Source organism: Pseudomonas sp. TE3552 (assembly GCF_056278945.1).
Genome location: NZ_JBWBQJ010000001.1, coordinates 2,499,330 through 2,516,813, shown reverse-complemented (window position 1 = coordinate 2,516,813; position 17,484 = coordinate 2,499,330). Strand labels below are relative to the sequence as shown.

Annotated in this window: 10 protein-coding genes; 1 reads left to right on the top strand and 9 read right to left on the bottom strand. The window is 61.2% G+C overall.

Annotation, left to right across the window (positions count from 1 at the left end; all coding sequences use genetic code 11):
* The gene (gene glgB / locus ACZ9BB_RS11105; protein ID WP_476213816.1) at window positions 1–2,232 is read left to right on the top strand and encodes a 1,4-alpha-glucan branching protein GlgB; all 2,232 of its coding nucleotides are present in this window, start codon (window positions 1–3) and stop codon (window positions 2,230–2,232) included.
* A gap of 109 nt (window positions 2,233–2,341) precedes the next feature.
* On the opposite strand, the gene ACZ9BB_RS11100 is transcribed toward glgB, so the two are convergent.
* The 9 genes from ACZ9BB_RS11100 to glgA form a co-directional block, all read right to left on the bottom strand.
* Window positions 2,342–3,406, bottom strand: coding sequence for an autotransporter domain-containing protein (locus ACZ9BB_RS11100; protein WP_476213815.1), 1,065 nt, complete (start codon window positions 3,404–3,406; stop codon window positions 2,342–2,344).
* A gap of 426 nt (window positions 3,407–3,832) precedes the next feature.
* Window positions 3,833–4,633, bottom strand: coding sequence for an endonuclease/exonuclease/phosphatase family protein (locus ACZ9BB_RS11095; RefSeq protein ID WP_476213814.1), 801 nt, complete (start codon window positions 4,631–4,633; stop codon window positions 3,833–3,835).
* Window positions 4,634–4,905: 272 nt separating this feature from the next.
* Complete coding sequence (locus tag ACZ9BB_RS11090) at window positions 4,906–5,664, bottom strand: PIG-L deacetylase family protein (RefSeq protein ID WP_476213813.1); 759 nt, start codon at window positions 5,662–5,664, stop codon at window positions 4,906–4,908.
* A gap of 303 nt (window positions 5,665–5,967) precedes the next feature.
* Entirely contained in the window at window positions 5,968–8,124 is a 2,157-nt protein-coding gene (gene glgX, locus ACZ9BB_RS11085; protein WP_476213812.1) for a glycogen debranching protein GlgX, read from the bottom strand.
* A 206-nt stretch (window positions 8,125–8,330) separates the two neighbouring features.
* Window positions 8,331–8,675 (bottom strand): DUF2934 domain-containing protein, encoded by a 345-nt coding sequence (locus ACZ9BB_RS11080; protein WP_476213811.1) that lies wholly within the window; start codon window positions 8,673–8,675, stop codon window positions 8,331–8,333.
* 21 nt (window positions 8,676–8,696) lie between these two features.
* Complete coding sequence (locus ACZ9BB_RS11075; RefSeq protein WP_476213810.1) at window positions 8,697–11,492, bottom strand: malto-oligosyltrehalose synthase; 2,796 nt, start codon at window positions 11,490–11,492, stop codon at window positions 8,697–8,699.
* A complete protein-coding gene (gene malQ / locus ACZ9BB_RS11070; protein WP_476213809.1) occupies window positions 11,489–13,567 on the bottom strand; it encodes a 4-alpha-glucanotransferase in 2,079 nt (692 codons plus the stop codon). Before malQ ends, ACZ9BB_RS11075 begins: the two co-directional genes overlap by 4 nt.
* On the bottom strand, window positions 13,564–15,360 hold the full coding sequence (gene treZ, locus ACZ9BB_RS11065) for a malto-oligosyltrehalose trehalohydrolase (protein ID WP_476213808.1): 1,797 nt from the start codon (window positions 15,358–15,360) through the stop codon (window positions 13,564–13,566). Before treZ ends, malQ begins: the two co-directional genes overlap by 4 nt.
* Before the next feature lie 13 nt (window positions 15,361–15,373).
* On the bottom strand, window positions 15,374–16,960 hold the full coding sequence (gene glgA, locus ACZ9BB_RS11060) for a glycogen synthase GlgA (RefSeq protein WP_476213807.1): 1,587 nt from the start codon (window positions 16,958–16,960) through the stop codon (window positions 15,374–15,376).
* Between the last annotated feature and the right edge of the window lie 524 nt (window positions 16,961–17,484).

The window sequence follows — 17,484 nt, the reverse complement described above, 5'->3', positions numbered from 1 at the left end:
ATGAGTATCTCGAACAAGGAACAGGGGCACGTTAAAGAGGCGCTGCTGCCCAGGGCGCGGGATATCGACGCATTGGTACGCGCCGAGTACCAGGACCCCTTTGCAATACTCGGCCCGCATAGTGATGGCGCAGGGGGGCAATTCATTCGGGCTTATCTGCCGGGGGCCTTGAGCGTGCAGGTGGTGGACAAAGCGTCCGGGGAGGAACTCGGCAGTCTTGAAACCACGTCAACCCCAGGGTTGTTCGTCGGGCACTTCGAGCGGGCCCAGCCATATCTGTTGCGAACCCGCTGGGCCGGCGGCGAGCAACTTGCCGAGGATCCTTACAGCTTTGGCCCGTTACTCGGCGAAATGGACTTGTACCTGTTCGCCGAGGGCAATCACCGTGACTTGAGCAGTTGCCTCGGCGCACAGCTGAATACGGTCGATGGCGTGGACGGCGTGCGTTTTGCCGTGTGGGCGCCGAACGCCAAAAGGGTCTCGGTGGTCGGTGATTTCAACGTCTGGGACGGCCGCCGGCATCCGATGCGCCTGCGCCATCCCAGCGGGGTCTGGGAATTGTTCATCCCGCGCCTGCAAGCGGGGGAGGCCTACAAATACGAAATCCTCGGCGCCCACGGCATTCTGCCGCTCAAGGCCGATCCGGTGGCCCTTGCCACGGCGCTGCCGCCAGACACCGCGTCGAAAGTCGCCTCACCGCTGACAATCGACTGGCAGGACCAGGGCTGGATGCAGTCGCGGGGCGAGCGTCAGCGAACCAGCGCACCGCTGTCGATCTACGAGTTGCACGCCGGTTCCTGGCAATGTGAGCTGGATGACTTGGGCGAGGTCGCCCGTCAGTACACCTGGCCCGAACTGGCCGAGCGGCTGATTCCTTACGTGAAGGAGCTGGGTTTTACCCACATCGAACTGATGCCGATCATGGAACATCCGTTCGGTGGCTCGTGGGGTTATCAACTGCTGTCGCAATTCGCCCCGAGTGCCCGTTACGGCACGCCGGATGAGTTCGCCGCTTTCGTCAATGCCTGTCACCAGGCCGAGATCGGTGTGATCCTCGATTGGGTGCCGGCGCATTTCCCCACCGACACCCACGGCCTGGCACAGTTCGATGGCACCGCGTTGTATGAGTACGGCAACCCGCTGGAAGGTTTTCACCAGGACTGGGACACGCTGATCTACAACCTGGGCCGCACCGAGGTGCACGGTTACATGCTGGCGTCGGCGCTGCACTGGCTCAAGCATTTCCATGTCGATGGCCTGCGGGTCGATGCGGTGGCGTCGATGCTGTATCGCGATTACTCGCGCAAGGCCGGCGAATGGGTGCCCAATCGTCACGGTGGTCGGGAAAATCTGGAGGCTATCGATTTCCTGCGTCATCTCAACGATGTGGTGGCCCTGGAAGCACCGGGGGCGCTGGTGATTGCCGAAGAGTCCACGGCGTGGCCGGGTGTCAGCCAGGGTACGCAACAGGGCGGCCTGGGTTTTGCCTATAAGTGGAACATGGGCTGGATGCACGATTCGCTGCATTACATTCAGCAGGATCCGGTGTACCGCGCCCATCATCACAACGAGCTGAGTTTTGGCCTGGTGTATGCCTGGTCCGAGCGCTTCATCCTGCCGATTTCCCATGACGAAGTGGTCCATGGCAAACATTCGCTGATCGACAAGATGCCCGGCGATCGCTGGCAGAAATTCGCCAACCTGCGGGCTTACCTGAGTTTCATGTGGACCCATCCCGGCAAGAAACTGTTGTTCATGGGCTGCGAATTCGGCCAGTGGCGTGAGTGGAATCACGATCAGCAACTGGACTGGTATTTACTGCAATACCCGGAACACCAGGGTGTACGCAAACTGGTCGGTGACCTGAATCGGTTGTATCGCGAAGAACCGGCGCTGCACGATCAGGACGATGCGCCGCAAGGCTTCCAGTGGTTGATCGGTGATGATGCGATCAACAGCGTCTATGCCTGGCTGCGCTGGAGCAAGGAGGGCAGGCCGGTATTGGTGGTGGCCAACTTTACCCCGGTGCCGCGTCAGTCCTACCGCGTCGGCGTACCGTTTGCCGGGCGCTGGGTCGAGTTGATCAACAGCGATGCCGACACTTACGCCGGGTCCAATTACGGCAACGGTGGCGGGGTGTTCACCGAAGAAGAGCCGAGCCATGGGCAGGCACTTTCACTGGTGTTGAATTTGCCGCCGTTGGCGGTGTTGATTTTGCGGCCGGAGGGCTGATCGAAAAGATCGCAGGCTTCGCCAGCTACTACAGGATCGGGGTGGTCCCAGGTGGGCGGGACAGCGCTGAACTGTAGGAGCTGGCGAAGGCTGCGATCTTTTGATCTTTTTACCACCGCATCCGCACCCCCAGGCTGCCAATCAATCCGTTCAAATCATTGTCATCCACATTGCTGCTGTAATCGGCGCTGACATACAGGCTGACCAACGGTGTCACTCTGGCGACCAGCCCCAGACCCACGTCCACCGACGAGGAGTTGCGGCTGCTGCTGATTTTGTCGACCTGATCCAGGCTCACGGTATTACCGGTGTACATCGTGTGCCACACGTTGGTCCGCACATAAGGTTCTACCGCCAAGCCATTGATATCGTAACTGCCCTTCAATCGTGCGCCGACCCGTCCGCTCCAGGATGTCAGGTCGCTGGATGAGGCATTGCCTGACCCGGCATACGGCGTATCCAGCGTGATGCGTTGATTGATCAACTGCGCCTGGGGTTCAACCACCCAGTTTTCGCTCAAGCCAATCGGGAAACCACCTTCCACCGACAATGTCACTGCGCTGCCTTCGGTGGTTTGTCGCACGCCCTGGTCGTTGCGGCTAAAACCGTTGACCCGGCCACCGCTGGCCGTCAAGTCGACGTGCCAGCCTTGCGGCCCGGTCAGGCTCCAGTAGGCACCAAGGCTTTGGCCCTGAAGGTTGAGCGCGTCATGGCTGGGGTCGGCGAGGGCGCGACTGGTCAGCAGGCCGTTGTCGTTGCCCTGGAATTGAGCGGTGCCGCCGATCAGTCCGACCCGCTGGGTACTACCGCTGTTGCTTTGCACGGTCAGAAGCGCCGGGCCTTTGAATTCGCTGGCGCCGGGGATCGTGCCCTGGGCCAGATAATCGGTTTGGGCCTGCCGCGACGTCGGCCCATAGGCGTGGTCCCAGGCCAAGGGCGCGGCGTCTTCGATCGTCAGGCGTGAGCTGGGTAAGTCGGAATTGACGCGTAAACGGTCGGGATACGTGGCGACGCCGAAGGGCAAGGTGAGTGTCGGCAGTTGCTGGCTGTACCAGGGCGTTGTTTCGACCTCGGCAGACGACGCTCGCACCTCCATGGATGAGCACAGCAGGAGTGAACCGGAGACAACGCAAAAAGTGAATTTTATCTCTTGTGGGGTGAAAGAAGTTCTCATGGAGGTCTACCTTGCAATCGCATGCGTATCTCGCTGTGGCGTCTCTCCTACCCCGAATGAGGGGCGACCGAATGGATTGAGGCAAGGTCCGACCCGCCCGTTTTACGGGTGTCTGGAGGCATGCCCCTGATGGATTTCCGGGGGTAGTAAGGACTAGCTAAGAAGACCGATGGCACTGCGTCAAGAAAATGGCCGATAAGTGGTACGGCTATTTTAGAGTCTGTAAATGACTGATTTTTGGCGCTGATCTAAGTTATTGTTTGTGCAAAAAATCATGCTGAAAGGTGCGGCCCAGACGTGTTGGGTAGTGGGCTATCGATTGCATGAAGGAAGAGCAGTGCAAAACTCATGAGCAAGTCGGGTACACGATTGCTGTCATTTTTTCTGTTGCAGGCGGCAGTTCTTGGCGCCTGTTGCTTGACGGTGTTACAGACGCACCTCCACCGTCAGCGGTAAATGGTCCGACAGGTGCGTCCAGGGTTTGTGGCCGAGTATTCGCGGTTCATGACTGCTGGCATTGCGCAGGTAGACCCGGTCCAGGCGCAGCAGGGGAAAACGCGCCGGGTAAGTTTTTGCCGGTCGACCGTGGTGACGCTCGAACGCTTCATGCAGGTAGTCGCGTCGAGCAAGGGCGGCGTTGCCTTGCAACTGCCAGTCGTTGAAGTCGCCAGCAATGATCACCGGGGCATCGTCGGGCAGCGATTCAAGCAACAGGCAGAGCAGCTGGAGCTGGAGTTGTCGGTGGCTTTCCAACAGGCTCAGGTGCACGCAAATGGCGTGCACTTCGGCATGCCCCGGCACATCCAGTACGCAGTGCAGCAATCCGCGACGCTCGGGACCGGTGATCGAGACATCAAGGTTGCGAAATTCGCGGATCGGGTATTTCGACAGCAGGGCATTACCATGGTGGCCGTCGGGGTAGACCGCGTTGCGACCGTATGCGTAGTCGCTCCACATGCTGTCGGCCAGGAATTCGTATTGCGAGGTTTGCGGCCAGTCGTTGTAACGGAAAGCATGTCGGTCGTGTTCACCGACCACTTCCTGCAGAAACACCAGGTCTGCCGAGGTACTGCGTACCGCTTCGCGCAGTTCCGGGAGGATGAAGCGCCGGTTGAGGGCGGTGAAGCCCTTGTGAGTGTTGACCGTCAGCACTCTGAGTCGATGAATCGCCGCGGTCGTGTTCAATGGCACTGATTCGACAGCTTGGCGTTCGAAATCGCTGGTCACGTTCACTCCTGGGAAATCAGGGGGTGGTGTATGTATGCGACTGATGGATGGAGAAGCAGTTCAGCGTGATTTATAGCAAAGGAGCTTTTGTAAGGGAGCTTGCTTGTAGTGGGGGTAGCTTGCTTGTGGCGAGGGAGCTTGCTCCCGTTCGGCTGCGAAGCAGTCGCAAAGCTTTTGGGGCCGCTTCGCGCCCCAGCGGGAGCAAGCTCCCTCGCCACAAGCAAGCTCCCTCACCACAAAAGCCCTCTCGCCTAAGACATTCCTCGAATGATTCAGACAAACACGATTTCATACGGCAAACGCATGCGCTCCAGGATTATCCGGGGCAGCATCGGGGCGATGCCGATCGCCGGTTCGCCGTCGAGTTGGCTGGCGTAGGCGTAGGTAGCGTGGCTTTTGCGCGCGACGGTCCAGGTATCGAGGCGTACCTTGCGCGCGCGATGCCAGGGGATCAGCCCGTGGTCGCGTGTCGGCCAGTGCCAGGCCCAAACCGGTATTTCGTTGAGCGTCGCACCGACCAGCGCTGCTGCCCTGGCGCTGGCCCGGCCGACGGCGTCGTGGTCGACATTGCCGTCTTCGCGCCAAGTGGTGAACACCACATCACCGGGGCGCAGGTAGCGGACGATGAATTGGGTCAACTCAAACTCTCGCTCGGTCAGACCATTGTCGGTGAAGCCACCGCGAATCCACTTCAGGCTGTGCATCGGCAACCCGAGCCGGCGCAAGGCTTCGACGCTTTCCTGGGGGCGGAACACGCTCAGGCGTTTCTTCGACCACTGTCGCGATCCCGGATGACTGGCGCTGCCATCGGTGATCGAGATCAATTGCAGAGGATGGCCAAGGGTACACAGCTGTTGCAGCAGGCCACCGCAGGTCACCACTTCATCGCCAGGATGCGGCGCGATCACCACTGCGCGAGCGCCGGCCGGGACCAGGGTTTCGGTATTGATGACAGGGATGTTGTCCAGTTGCTGGGCGCTGTTCCAGATTTGCGCGGACAGACCACTTTCGCTGATGGAAACTGTTTTCATGGGCGCTACGTCCTTGTTCTGTCTTGCCCTCAGTTGTGCGCAATGCTTGCAAGGGCGCAAGCCTGGCAGGCCCGTGAGAGCGGGTAGATAGCAATATGCAGCGCTCCGAACCCTGGATTGCCGCGGGCAGAGTATTGCTCATGGAACGCTATTCGTCGCCCCAGTCTTTGGTCTGATACGTTTTTTTTAAGCCGGGCTGTGTCAGGTTTCGCAAATAATCAGCGAAACCGTCCCTTGTAGCAGCTGCCTGGCAAGCTCGGCAGCTGCTACAGATTTCATTACGGCTTGCCCCCGAGGGCCCGCTCACTCTTCTTCCTCATGCTGCAATTCGAACAGCAGCAGCGAACGGCCGGTGACCGAATATTCGTGACCGAACTCGAAGCGTTCCTGGCCACGAATCGACGGTTGATTGGTGTCGATCATGCACGTCCAGAAACCGCCGTCGGGCACTTCCGGCAGCAGGAAATTGACGATGTCATGGTGGGCATTGACCACCAGCAACAGGGTTGCATCGGCGCCCTTGCGGCGAATGCCGGTTTCCTGGGCTCGACCGTCGAGCAGTATGCCCAGGCAGCGGCCGTGGCCTTCCTCCCATTGTTCGGTGCTCATTTCGCTGCCGTCCGGCGCCAGCCAGGTGACGTCCTTGACGCCGATGTCTTCGTTGTAATTGCCCACCAGGAAGCGCCCGCGCCGCAGGATCGGATAGGTCAGGCGCAACTTGATCAGGCGTTTGACGAACTTGAGCAGGGCCTTGCCGTCTTCGCTCAGGTCCCAATTGACCCAGCCGATCTCGCTGTCCTGGCAATAAGCGTTGTTGTTGCCTTCCTGGGTGCGGGCGAACTCGTCGCCGGCCACCAGCATCGGCGTGCCTTGGGACAGCAGCAACGTGGCGAAGAAGTTGCGCATCTGCCGCTGGCGCAGGGCATTGATCTCGGGATCGTCGGTGGGGCCTTCGACGCCGTGGTTCCAGGACAGGTTGTTGTTGCTGCCGTCCTGATTGTTCTCGTCGTTAGCCTCGTTGTGTTTGTCGTTGTACGACACCAGATCGTTGAGGGTGAAGCCGTCATGGGCGGTGATGAAGTTCAGCGAAGCATACGGTCTACGGCCGCGCTGGTTGAACATCTCACCGGAGGCGGTCATGCGGCCGGCGAAGTCGGCGAGCTGGCCGTCGTCGCCTTTCCAGAACGCGCGCACGGTGTCGCGGAATTTGTCGTTCCATTCGACCCAGCCCGGCGGGAAGTTGCCGACCTGATAACCCCCGGGGCCACAGTCCCACGACTCGGAAATCAACTTCACCTGACGCAGCACCGGGTCCTGACGGCAGGCCACCAGAAAGCTGTGGCGCTCGTCGAAACCGTCGTGGTAGCGGCCGAGGATAGTCGCCAGGTCGAAACGGAAACCGTCGACGTGCATTTCCGTGGCCCAGTAACGCAGCGAGTCGGTGACCATTTGCAGCACACACGGGTGACTCAGGTCCAGGGTGTTGCCGGTGCCGGAATCGTTGATGTAGTAGCGTTTGTCGTCGGGCCTCAAACGGTAGTAAGAGGCGTTGTCGATGCCGCGCATCGACAGGGTCGGGCCTTGTTCGTTGCCTTCGGCGGTGTGGTTGTAGACCACGTCGAGAATGACTTCCAGATTGGCCTCGTGCAGGTGCGCGACCATCTCCTTGAACTCGGCGATCTTGCCGCTGGCCAGATAGCGCGGGTCGGGGGCAAAGAACGCAATGCTGTTGTACCCCCAGTAATTGGTCATGCCTTTGTGCAGCAGATGCTGGTCATTGACGAAGGCATGAATCGGCAGCAATTCCACAGTCGACACGCCGAGCTTGCGGATATGTTCCAGCACGTCATCGACCATCAACCCGGCGAAGGTGCCGCGCAGGTTCTCGGGAACGGAGGGATGACGCATGCTGAAACCGCGTACGTGAGTCTCATAAATGATCGTCTTGTCCCACGGCACGCTGACCCGATGGTCGTGGCCCCAGGTGTGGGCCGGGTCGATCACTTTGCATTTGGGCACGAAGGGCGCGCTGTCCCGTTCATCGAAACTGAGGTCGGCGTCAGGATGGCCGATGGTGAAACCGAACAACGCTTCGGACCATTTCAATTGGCCGACCAATTGTTTGGCGTAGGGATCGATCAGCAGCTTGTTCGGGTTGAAGCGATGACCGTTGGCCGGGTCGTACGGCCCATGCACGCGATAACCGTAGATCAACCCCGGGTGGGCGTCGGGCAAGTAGCCGTGGTAGATCTCGTCGGTGTATTCCGGCAACTCGATACGCTCGATCTCTACCTCGCCGGCATCGTCGAAGATGCACAGTTCGACCTTGGTCGCGTTAGCCGAAAACAGCGCGAAATTGACTCCCAGGCCATCCCAGGTCGCGCCTAGCGGGAAGGGCAAGCCTTCACGGATTCGCGAGGCCTCGTGAAAGTCGGGCGCGGTTTTCTTTGGACTGGTCATAGCTGCTCCTGCAACGTTTTTTTTCGAGGGCGCTCTGTGGCGAGGGGGCTTGTCGGAACGCCGCATCGCCCCGTTGGGTCGCAAAGCGACCCTTAAACCAGTCACTGCGATTCTTTAATCAGCAACGTGGCGTCTGGTTTACGACTGCTTCGCAGCCGAACGGGGGCAAGCCCCCTCGCCACAAATCAGGACAAGACAGTGAAGCGTCAGACCTCGGGTGGTTTACGCGCGGCGCGAGGCTTTTTCACCGTGGTTTTTTCGCCCGGCGGGATCACTGCCGAAGCGGCGGCGGGTTTGGCTTTGGGCTTGGCACGGGGTTTGGTTTCGATGCCCTTGGCATTGACCAGCTTGCCGTCTGGTTTGCCGACCGCGGGCTTGGCGCTTGCGGTTTTGCTGCTGCTCGCTTTGGCTGGTTTGCCGGGCGCCAGCGCTTCGGCCTCGGCCAGTTTGCAGGCCATCTCCCAATGGCGCGCTTCCTGGCCTTCGGGTTTTCCTTCGGATTCCCAGATTTGATAGGCAAATTCGCGAATGCGTTTCTCGTCGGTACTCATCGCAATGCTCCTGAACTGAACTCAAGCTTGGATCGTTTGGATAAAGAGATTGACCGGGAAATCCCCCAGCGCGGCGCTGACCATCAGCTCCCTGTGTTTTGTGACTGTGACGCTTGCAAAAAGTCCCTTCAGATTTTCTTCAGGAACGGCGAATGGCAATTTGACCCGGGTGTCGCCCCACAGCGGCGCGTCAACCTGCGGGTTGGCACTGTTTTCCAGCATTTGGGAACAACGTATAGGTACGATCACGATAGCCCGTTCTCCTTGCCATTCACGAGCAAACGCCAATGCTCGATGAGCCTGGCTGCCGATGACTTCCAGGGCTTGATAAGCCCCTTTTTGAAACAACCCGGCATGCTCGGCCCGCCGGTGTAACGCTTGGGCGATCAGGGTTTGCTTGATGCGCCCGTCACGCCAGTTCGCCAACAGATCGGGCAGGCTCTGGGGCGTATGCATGGCCTGCTGACGACTGAGGTAATCCACCGGCCGGCGGTTGTCCGGATCGACCAGCGTGAAGTCCCAGAAATCGTTGCCCTGATAGAGGTCCGGCACCCCCGGCACAGTCATTCGCAGCAAGGTTTGCGCCAAGCCATTGAGTGCGCCCGGGACGGCAATGCTCTGGGCAGCCGCACCGATGGCCGCGCGCAGTGACTGGCCTTCGGGGCTCAGGAGCAGGCGATCGAGAAACTCATGAGTCGCCTGTTCATAGCCCTCGTTCGGCGCGCTCCAGCTGCTTTGCAACTTGGCTTCGCGCAGGGCTTTCTGTTGCCACTGCCACAGGCGTTTGGCGTAGTCCTCGAGCGCCAGTTGATCGTCACTGCGTAGTGCCAGCGGCCAACTGCCGAGCATCGTTTGATAGAGAATCAGCTCGTCGCCCGCCGAGGGCGCGTTGGGGTCAGTACGCAGTTCGCCGGCCAGGGTTCGCCAGTGTTCGACCTGCTCGGCGTACCAGGCGCTGCGCTCGCTCAACACGGCCAGCCGCGCACGGCTGTCTTCGCCGCGTTTGTGATCGTGGGTCGCGGTGGCGAGCAGGTTGTCGGGAAACTCGGCCAGACGATTGGCGCAGGCGGCATGGAAGTCGGCAACCGGCGCACTGAACTGCTCGGTGTTGTAGCCGACATCGTTGCGCGACAACAGCACGGCCGAGCGATAAAGCGCGGTGTCTTCCACCGCTTTGGCCGCCGCCGGTGAGGTCAGTTGCTGGAAGCGCACACACGCATGCTTGAGCAGCTTGCGCGAGCGGCCCACCGGACGCTTGCGCCAAGGTTGGCCTCCAAGCCAGCCGGCCAGGCAATCGAGCACCGGCCAGTCGGCCTCGCCAAGGGTTTGCCGGGCACCGTCCATGGCCTGCTGGAAAAACACCTCGTCCTGGGCGAAACGGCCCAGCGGGCTGATGTAAGTGCGGTACACCGGGAAGTGCACGATCAGTTCCTGCAACGCCCGACGGATCGCGCCGAGGGTCAGGTCCCGCGTCATCAGGTCGTCCCGGGCCACTTGCAACAGAGCGTGGGCAACGCTTTCGAAATCCCCGGCCAGGGAGCCGTTGAGAATCTGCTGGCGCGCCAGTTGCGCTTCCTGACAGAAGTCAGCCGGCCGTTCGCTGTGCCGGCTCCAGAGTTCACCCAAAGTCTGGGCGCCTTCGGGGTCGTGTTGCAGCAACGACAACTGGTTCATGAATTCGTAACCGGTGCTGCCATCGACGCACCAGTCGCGGTGCAGGGTTTCGCCTTCGCCGAGGATCTTCTCGACGTAGAGCGGCAGGTGCCGGCCCGGTGCCAGGCTATCGACCCTGCGCCGCAATTTGCGGCAGTAACCGCGCGGATCGGCGAGGCCGTCGATGTGGTCGATGCGTAAGCCGTCGATCAACCCTTCGGCCACCAGCTCGAAGATTTTTGCATGGGTTGCTTCGAACACCGCCGGACGTTCGACACGCAGGCCACCCAGTTCGTTGATATCGAAAAAGCGCCGCCAGTTGATGTCGTCCGCCGCGGTGCGCCAACTGGCCAGGCGATAACTCTGGCGCTCCAGCAGGTTATGCAGGCGCTGGAAACCCTCGGGGGTTAGCGAGTCGTAAGTGCCGAGGGTGTGCTGGATGGCGTGAAGAATGGCCGGATCGCTGGCCAGTTCAGCCAGTTCCGTTTTCAGCGGTATCGCCAGGCTGTGGGCGTCGGTCTGGTAACTCAAGGTAGTGAAGCGGTCTGCCAGGGATTTGAGTCGCTCGGCCTGCTCGGCATTCAATCGATCGTCGACCTTGAGCAGTTCGCCGTAATCGGTGGGGCAAATCGGAAAGTGATGCTCGTAATGCTCGGTATAAAAAGCACCACGCCGGGCATCGAAATGCAGGGGCAGGGTGCCGTCTTGCAAGGCGATGCCGTAATCGCTGCCCAGAAAAGGCAGCAGCAACTGACCTTCCATCAACGGGTCGGGCGAGTGCCATTGAATGTCGAAGAACGCGCCGTAAGGGCTCAGCCGCCCCCATTCCAGCAAATCGAGCCACCAGGGATTGTCGCCTCCACCAACGGCCATGTGGTTGGAGACGATGTCGAGGATCAGTCCCATGTGCTGTTCGCGCAATGCACTGACCAAACGGCGCAATGCGGCTTCGCCACCGAGTTCAGGGTTTACGGTGCTCGGGTCCACCACGTCGTAGCCATGCATGGAACCCGCGCGGGCGGTGAGCAGCGGCGAAGCGTAGAGGTGGCTGATGCCCAGGCTGGCGAAATACGGCACCAGCGGCACTGCGTGATCCAGTGTGAAGCCTTTATGAAACTGCAGCCGCAGGGTCGCCCGCAACGGCTGGATGAGCGGTTGATTCATTGGTCACGCTCGGCCGCCTGAAGTCGCGCACAGGCGAGCAGTTCCAGGCGGCGTGCGGCGTCCGGGTCATCGAGCAATGACTCGCTGTCACCGGGGAGCCTGCGGGACCAGTTGGGATGGGTATCGGTGGTGCCGGGCAGGTTGGCCTGCTGTTCGATACCCAAGGCATCTTCCATTGGCAGCAAAACCAGCGGCGTGCGGGTATGACCGAGGAACCGGATGGCGGCGTCGAGCACCTGATCGGTTTCATGGGACTCTTCGCGAAAGTTCTGCGGGTCCTGGCTCAGCACCCGGCGCAAACCTTCGCGCTCGCGTTCACGGTGTTGGCGCCATTCGATTTCACCCGGGGCGTCGGTCAGACCCAAGCGAGCGCTCCAGTCGATATCGCGAGCATGCCACCAGCCATTGAGCGTCGGCAGGTCATGGGTGCTGGTGGTCGCCAGTGCGTTGTCCGGCCAGTCGAGAATCGGCTTGAAGTGCGCGTTGTCCTGTTCGAACAGCAGCACGCGCATGCCGAGGATCGAGCGGGCGATGAGTTTTTCCCGCAGGCCTTCGGGCACGGTGCCGAGGTCTTCGCCAAGGACGATGGCTTGATGCCGATGGGATTCGAGGGTCAGCAAGCGCAGCAGGTCGTCCACCGGGTAATAGAGGTAAGCCCCGTCGCTGGGCGGCGCGTCCCTGGGGATCACCCACAGTCGTTGCAGGCCCATGACGTGATCGATGCGCAGGCCACCGGCGTGGGCGAAGTTGGCTCGCAGCATTTCGATGAACGCGCGAAAGCCGTTGCGCACCAGACCTTCCGGGGAAAACGCGGAAATCCCCCAACCCTGGCCGGTGCGGTTGAGGATGTCCGGTGGCGCACCCACGGTCAGTGAGGCGAGCAATTCGTCCTGGCGACTCCACGCCTGGCTGCCGCCGCCGTCGGCGCCCACCGCCAGGTCGGCGATCAGGCCGATGCCCATGCCGGCACCGCGAGCGGCCGTTTGGGCGCGCTCCAGGCTGCGCGCAATCAGCCATTGGCAGAACGCGTAATAGCCGATGCGGGTCGAATTTTCTTCGGCAAAATGCGCCAGGGCGGTGCTGCGCGGGTCACGCCATTGCTCGGGCCACTCACGCCAGTCGAGGCTTTCACCGCGCCTCGCACGGGCTTCCTGGATCGCTTCGAAGCGGCAATGATTTTCCAGCGCTTCGCCACCGGCATGGCGGAAGCTGCTGAAGTCTGGGTGCAAGGGGTGTTCGCCGTGGGTGAATCCTTCATACAAGGCTTCGAGCAAGCGATGCTTGGCTTCGGCGGCGGTCGGCCAGTCGATCAGCGGCAATGCTTCGAGGTGCTTGAGTTCAGCGGCAAGGCCGGTGGCGTCGATCGCGGCGCGCAGGGCACGTTCACCGAGAATCGCACCGGGCGCCGCGTACAGGCTATTGAGGAACAAACGGCTGGAGGGCGAGTAAGGGCTGTAGCGCTGGGTGTCGCCGCTGAACATCGCGTGCAGCGGGCTGATCGCCAGTGCTTCGGCGCCCCGTTCGCCGGCCACCCGGGCAAGATCTTCAAGGGCCTGGGTATCGCCGAAACCGCCATCGCCAGGACGGCGCAACGAGTACAACTGCACGCTCAGGCCCCAGACGCGCGGGTTTTGACTGTCAACGGCGTCGCCGACGCTGTAGCACCGCTGGGGCGCCACTGCCAGGGTGAAGGACTGGTCGCCGATACTGACGTGCTGATAACCCACCGGGACCAGACCGGGCAAAACCGCCTTGTCATCGAGCTTCAGGTTGAGCCGCGAGCCGTCTTCGAGATGGATTTCACACGGGGTCTGCGGTTCGAAGTAGTGGGCCAGATCAAGGCCGACGCCAACGTCACAGGTCAGCAGTGGCGGCAGGTGTCGGGTCTGCTGCACTTGCTGCAACTCCTGCAGGCTGGCGTCGATTTCCTGCGCGCTGCCAGCCGGGTGGCCGAGCCCGGTGAGCACTGCACGTAACACCGATGGAGTGACTTTCTGTGGGCGGCCGTTGGCGTCGATCCAGTCGACGGCCAGGCCGGCTCGGCTGGCCAGTATTTCCAGTTGCGCATCGCTCATGGGCGCTCTCCATCCAGGGGTAGCAAAGGGGCTGCGGCCGTGAGGCTGACGAGCGCGCAATAGGGGGCAAGTGTGCCCTGATCCAACAGGCCAGCCGATTGGGACGGGTATTCGAACAACAACGTAGCGCCGGCCTGTGAGGTGTGGACCACGGGTGTGTCGCTGAGGTTCAGGTCAATGCGCAACTGACTGCCGTCGCCCAGCCGCCAGCGCGCCGTCACTGCCCCCTCGGCCAGGACCTGCGCCCCCAGCGCCCTGGCACCGGGTAAATGCGCGATGAGGTGGCGATGGCGGATTTGCAGCAGTTGGCGATACAGCTCATACATGGCCGGACGCTGGGTGGCTGTGAGTTCGGGTCGTGACGCCTCGAAGGTTTGCGTCGCGTTCGGGTCGGGAATCCGCGCGCGTGTGTGTGGGTCGGCAAAGGCGCTGAAAGCCGCGAACTCGTTGCGTCGACCTTCGCGCACCAACTCCGCCAGTTCACCGTGGTGGTCGGTGAAAAACAGGAACGGTTGTTCGGCGGCGAACTCATCGCCCATGAACATCAACGGAATCATCGGCGACAACAGCAGCAATACGGTGGCGGCGTAGACGGCTTCGCAACGGGCCAGTTGATGCAGCCGCTCACCAAAGGCGCGGTTGCCGATCTGGTCGTGGTTTTGCAGGAAAAGCACGAAGGCCGTGGGCGGCAAGTGACCGCTCGGCTCACCTCGGGACGTACCGTGACGGGTGATGTGGCCCTGAAACACAAAGCCCTGGCTCAGGCAGCGGGCGAGCTGTTCGGTGGGATGCTCGGCGTAGTCGGCGTAATAGGCGTCGGTTTCACCGGTCAGTAAAACGTGCAGGGCGTTATGGCCGTCGTCGTTCCATTGCGCGTCGAAACCCTGCTCCAGCAGGCTGGCCTGGTTGTGCTCGTTTTCCGCCACGAGCCACACATGCCGCGCCGGATCGATTTGCCGGCGAACCCGCTGTGCCAGCTCCTGAAGGAAATCCGGGTCTTCGATGGCGTGCACGGCATCCAGGCGCAGGCCGTCGAAGCGGTACTCCAGCAACCACATCAGCGCGTTATCGATAAAGAAGTCGCGCACCTCACGCCGCCGGAAGTCGATGGCCGCGCCCCACGGGGTGTGTTGGTCCTCGCGAAAAAAGCTTTGGGCGTAGCGATGCAGGTAATTGCCGTCCGGGCCGAAGTGGTTGTAGACCACGTCCAGAATCACCGCCAGGCCATGGCCGTGGGCCGTGTCGATCAGGTGCTTGAGTTGTTCGGGAGTGCCGTAGGAGGCCTGAGGTGCGTACAGTAAAACCCCGTCATAGCCCCAGTTGCGCTCGCCGGGGAACTGCGCCAACGGCATCAGTTCGATAGCGGTAATACCCAGCTCGACCAGGCGCGCCAAATGCTGCTCGACCTCGCTGAAACCGCCGAGCGCACCGACGTGCAGTTCGTAGATCACCGCCTCGTTCCATGGCCGACCCTGCCAGGTGCGGTGTTGCCAGCGATAGGCGAGGGGATCGACCACCACGCTGTGGCTGCCGATATCGCCCGCCTGCGCGCGGGAGGCTGGGTCCGGCACCGTAAGCTCGCCATCGATGTTGTAGCGGTAACGGGTGCCCGCGGGGCAGCGGGTCTTGATCACAAACCAGCCATCGGCCTGGGGCTGTAGCGGCAGGGATTGGCCATTTTCCAGTTCCAGGCTGACGAAAAATGCATCTGGCGCCCACAAGGCAAAACGCGTGTGTTCTGCGTCCAGCATGATTGCGCCGTGGGGCCAGGTCTCAAGGGTCCGTAACGGCATCGTTGAAAACCTCTTACTGTTTGCCCGATTTACCCAGCGCTTTTGCCACCAGTTGTTCGTAGAGTTCGGCGTAGGGTTCGACCGCCTTGCACCAATTGAAGGGGGCCGCCATGGCCCGGCAACGCATGGCGTTGAGCAGGCCGGGGAAGGCAAACACCTTGAACGCCCGGCTCAGGGCTTCGCGATAACTCTCCACGGTGGATTCATCGAAGAGGAACCCGGTCACGCCGTTTTCAATGGTGTCGGCCAGGCCGCCGGTATTGCGGGCCACCGGTAATGAACCGAAACGTTGAGCATACATCTGGCTCAGGCCGCAGGGTTCGTAACGCGAAGGCATCAACAGGAAATCACTGCCGGCGAACATCCGGCGGGCGTCGGTTTCATTGAAGCCGATGTGCACTCCGATTTGCCCGGGGAAGCGCAACGCCAATTCACGCATGGCTTGTTCTTCTTCCGGCTCGCCACGGCCGATGATCGCGATCTGCCCGCCGTTGGCGACAATGTATTCGGCCACTGCTTCGGTCAGGTCCAGGCCTTTCTGGTAGACCAGCCGCGAGACTACGGCGAACAGCGGACCTTCGGAGTCGTCGAGGTCGAACAGCCGGCGAACATGCGCCGCGTTGACCGCTTTGCCGTCCCAGTCGCCGATGCCGAACGGGTGGAACAGGTGCGGATCGGTGGCCGCGTCCCAGCTTTCATCGATGCCGTTTGGAATCCCGCTGAGCAGGCCCTGCTGGGTCTTGGCGGCGAGAAAACCGTCGAGGCCGCAGCCGAAGGCCGGCGTGGTGATTTCCTGGGCATAGGTCGCGCTGACGGTGGTGATGTGGCTCGAGTAGGCCATGCCGGCCTTGAGGAACGACATCTTGCCGTAGAATTCCATGCCTTCCTGTTGCAAGGCATGCAGGGGGATCCCGAGTTCCGGGCACGAGCCGAGGCTGGTGACGCCCTGATACGCCAGATTGTGGATGGTGAACAGGGTTGGGGTACGTTGGCCGCGCCAGTGCATATAGGCAGGGGCCAGGCCGGCGGGCCAGTCGTGGGCGTGCACCAGGTCCGGGCACCAGTGAATTTGGGCGAGGTTGGCGGCGATATCGGCTGCCGCAAGGCCCAGGCGGGCGAAACGAATATGGTTGTCCGGCCAGTCGCGGCCGTTGTTGGCGCCGTAAGGTGAACCTTCGCGCTCGTACAGTTCAGGGCAGATCAACACGTAAATGACCAGGCCGTCGGGCATGTCCATGCGCCCGATCTTGCAGGGCGGCAACGCGGCGTGCCCCCCCAGCTCACCAATGATATGAATCGGGTTTTCGCTGTTCAGCACTTGCGGATAACCGGGGATCAACACCCGGACATCGTGCAGATGCGCCATCGCCCGTGGCAGTGCGGCGGAAACGTCGCCAAGACCTCCGGTTTTTACCAGGTCGGCAATCTCCGAGGTGACGAACAGGACTTTCTTCTTGTTGGGATTCTGGCTGGCTACCGGTACCAGCGTCTTGGGGGTCGGCGCTTTGACCGATTTGGCATTGAGGACACCGACGGTGCTCGTTTCCCCGACCTGCTGATGAGCACGTTCTCCCTGGATATCTAAAGCCGCACTGATCATATGAATCTCCCGTGTTGTTGATCTAATTCTAGGTCTGGCACAAACGGTGTTCGTGGCCAAATCCTGTGGCCGGGCGCAAACGCGCTACGCATCGGTGAGCAAGTGCTGCCCATGCGCTGAAGCAGAATGGGTGAAGTGGCTGTTGCAAGGAATGCACCAGTCGCTGTGGCCCTACTCTTAACCTGACACGAGGCCAGTACCAAAAGTTTCGATTTTTTTCACCGAATGACCAGCCGGTTTTACCCCGCGAAAATGAGTCTAGGCCAGAACTTAGAGCGGGGGCGGTCAACTGCGAAATTGTTCGACAATCGGTTGGAAGAGGGTACAAAACACGCGAGCTTTATGGGGGGGCGCACCGACGAAGGGCAGGTTGGTTTTTGGGTGTGGGTCAAATTGGGACCGGGAGGTCACGATAGTTGGGCGCGACAGAATGAGGGTTGCACCATTGCGGTGCGTAGGATTAAGGGGATGTGGTGGGTTTGAGGGCCTCTTCGCGGGCGAGCCCGCGAAGAACGATAACGCGG

Excerpts from the sequence above, each read along its gene's own strand:
- glgB (WP_476213816.1), top strand. The coding sequence starts at position 1 with ATGAGTATCTCGAACAAGGAACAGGGGCACGTTAAAGAGGCGCTGCTG.
- ACZ9BB_RS11100 (WP_476213815.1), bottom strand. The coding sequence starts at position 3,406 with ATGAGAACTTCTTTCACCCCACAAGAGATAAAATTCACTTTTTGCGTT.
- ACZ9BB_RS11090 (WP_476213813.1), bottom strand. The coding sequence starts at position 5,664 with ATGAAAACAGTTTCCATCAGCGAAAGTGGTCTGTCCGCGCAAATCTGG.
- glgX (WP_476213812.1), bottom strand. The coding sequence starts at position 8,124 with ATGACCAGTCCAAAGAAAACCGCGCCCGACTTTCACGAGGCCTCGCGA.
- ACZ9BB_RS11080 (WP_476213811.1), bottom strand. The coding sequence starts at position 8,675 with ATGAGTACCGACGAGAAACGCATTCGCGAATTTGCCTATCAAATCTGG.
- ACZ9BB_RS11075 (WP_476213810.1), bottom strand. The coding sequence starts at position 11,492 with ATGAATCAACCGCTCATCCAGCCGTTGCGGGCGACCCTGCGGCTGCAG.
- malQ (WP_476213809.1), bottom strand. The coding sequence starts at position 13,567 with ATGAGCGATGCGCAACTGGAAATACTGGCCAGCCGAGCCGGCCTGGCC.
- treZ (WP_476213808.1), bottom strand. The coding sequence starts at position 15,360 with ATGCCGTTACGGACCCTTGAGACCTGGCCCCACGGCGCAATCATGCTG.
- glgA (WP_476213807.1), bottom strand. The coding sequence starts at position 16,960 with ATGATCAGTGCGGCTTTAGATATCCAGGGAGAACGTGCTCATCAGCAG.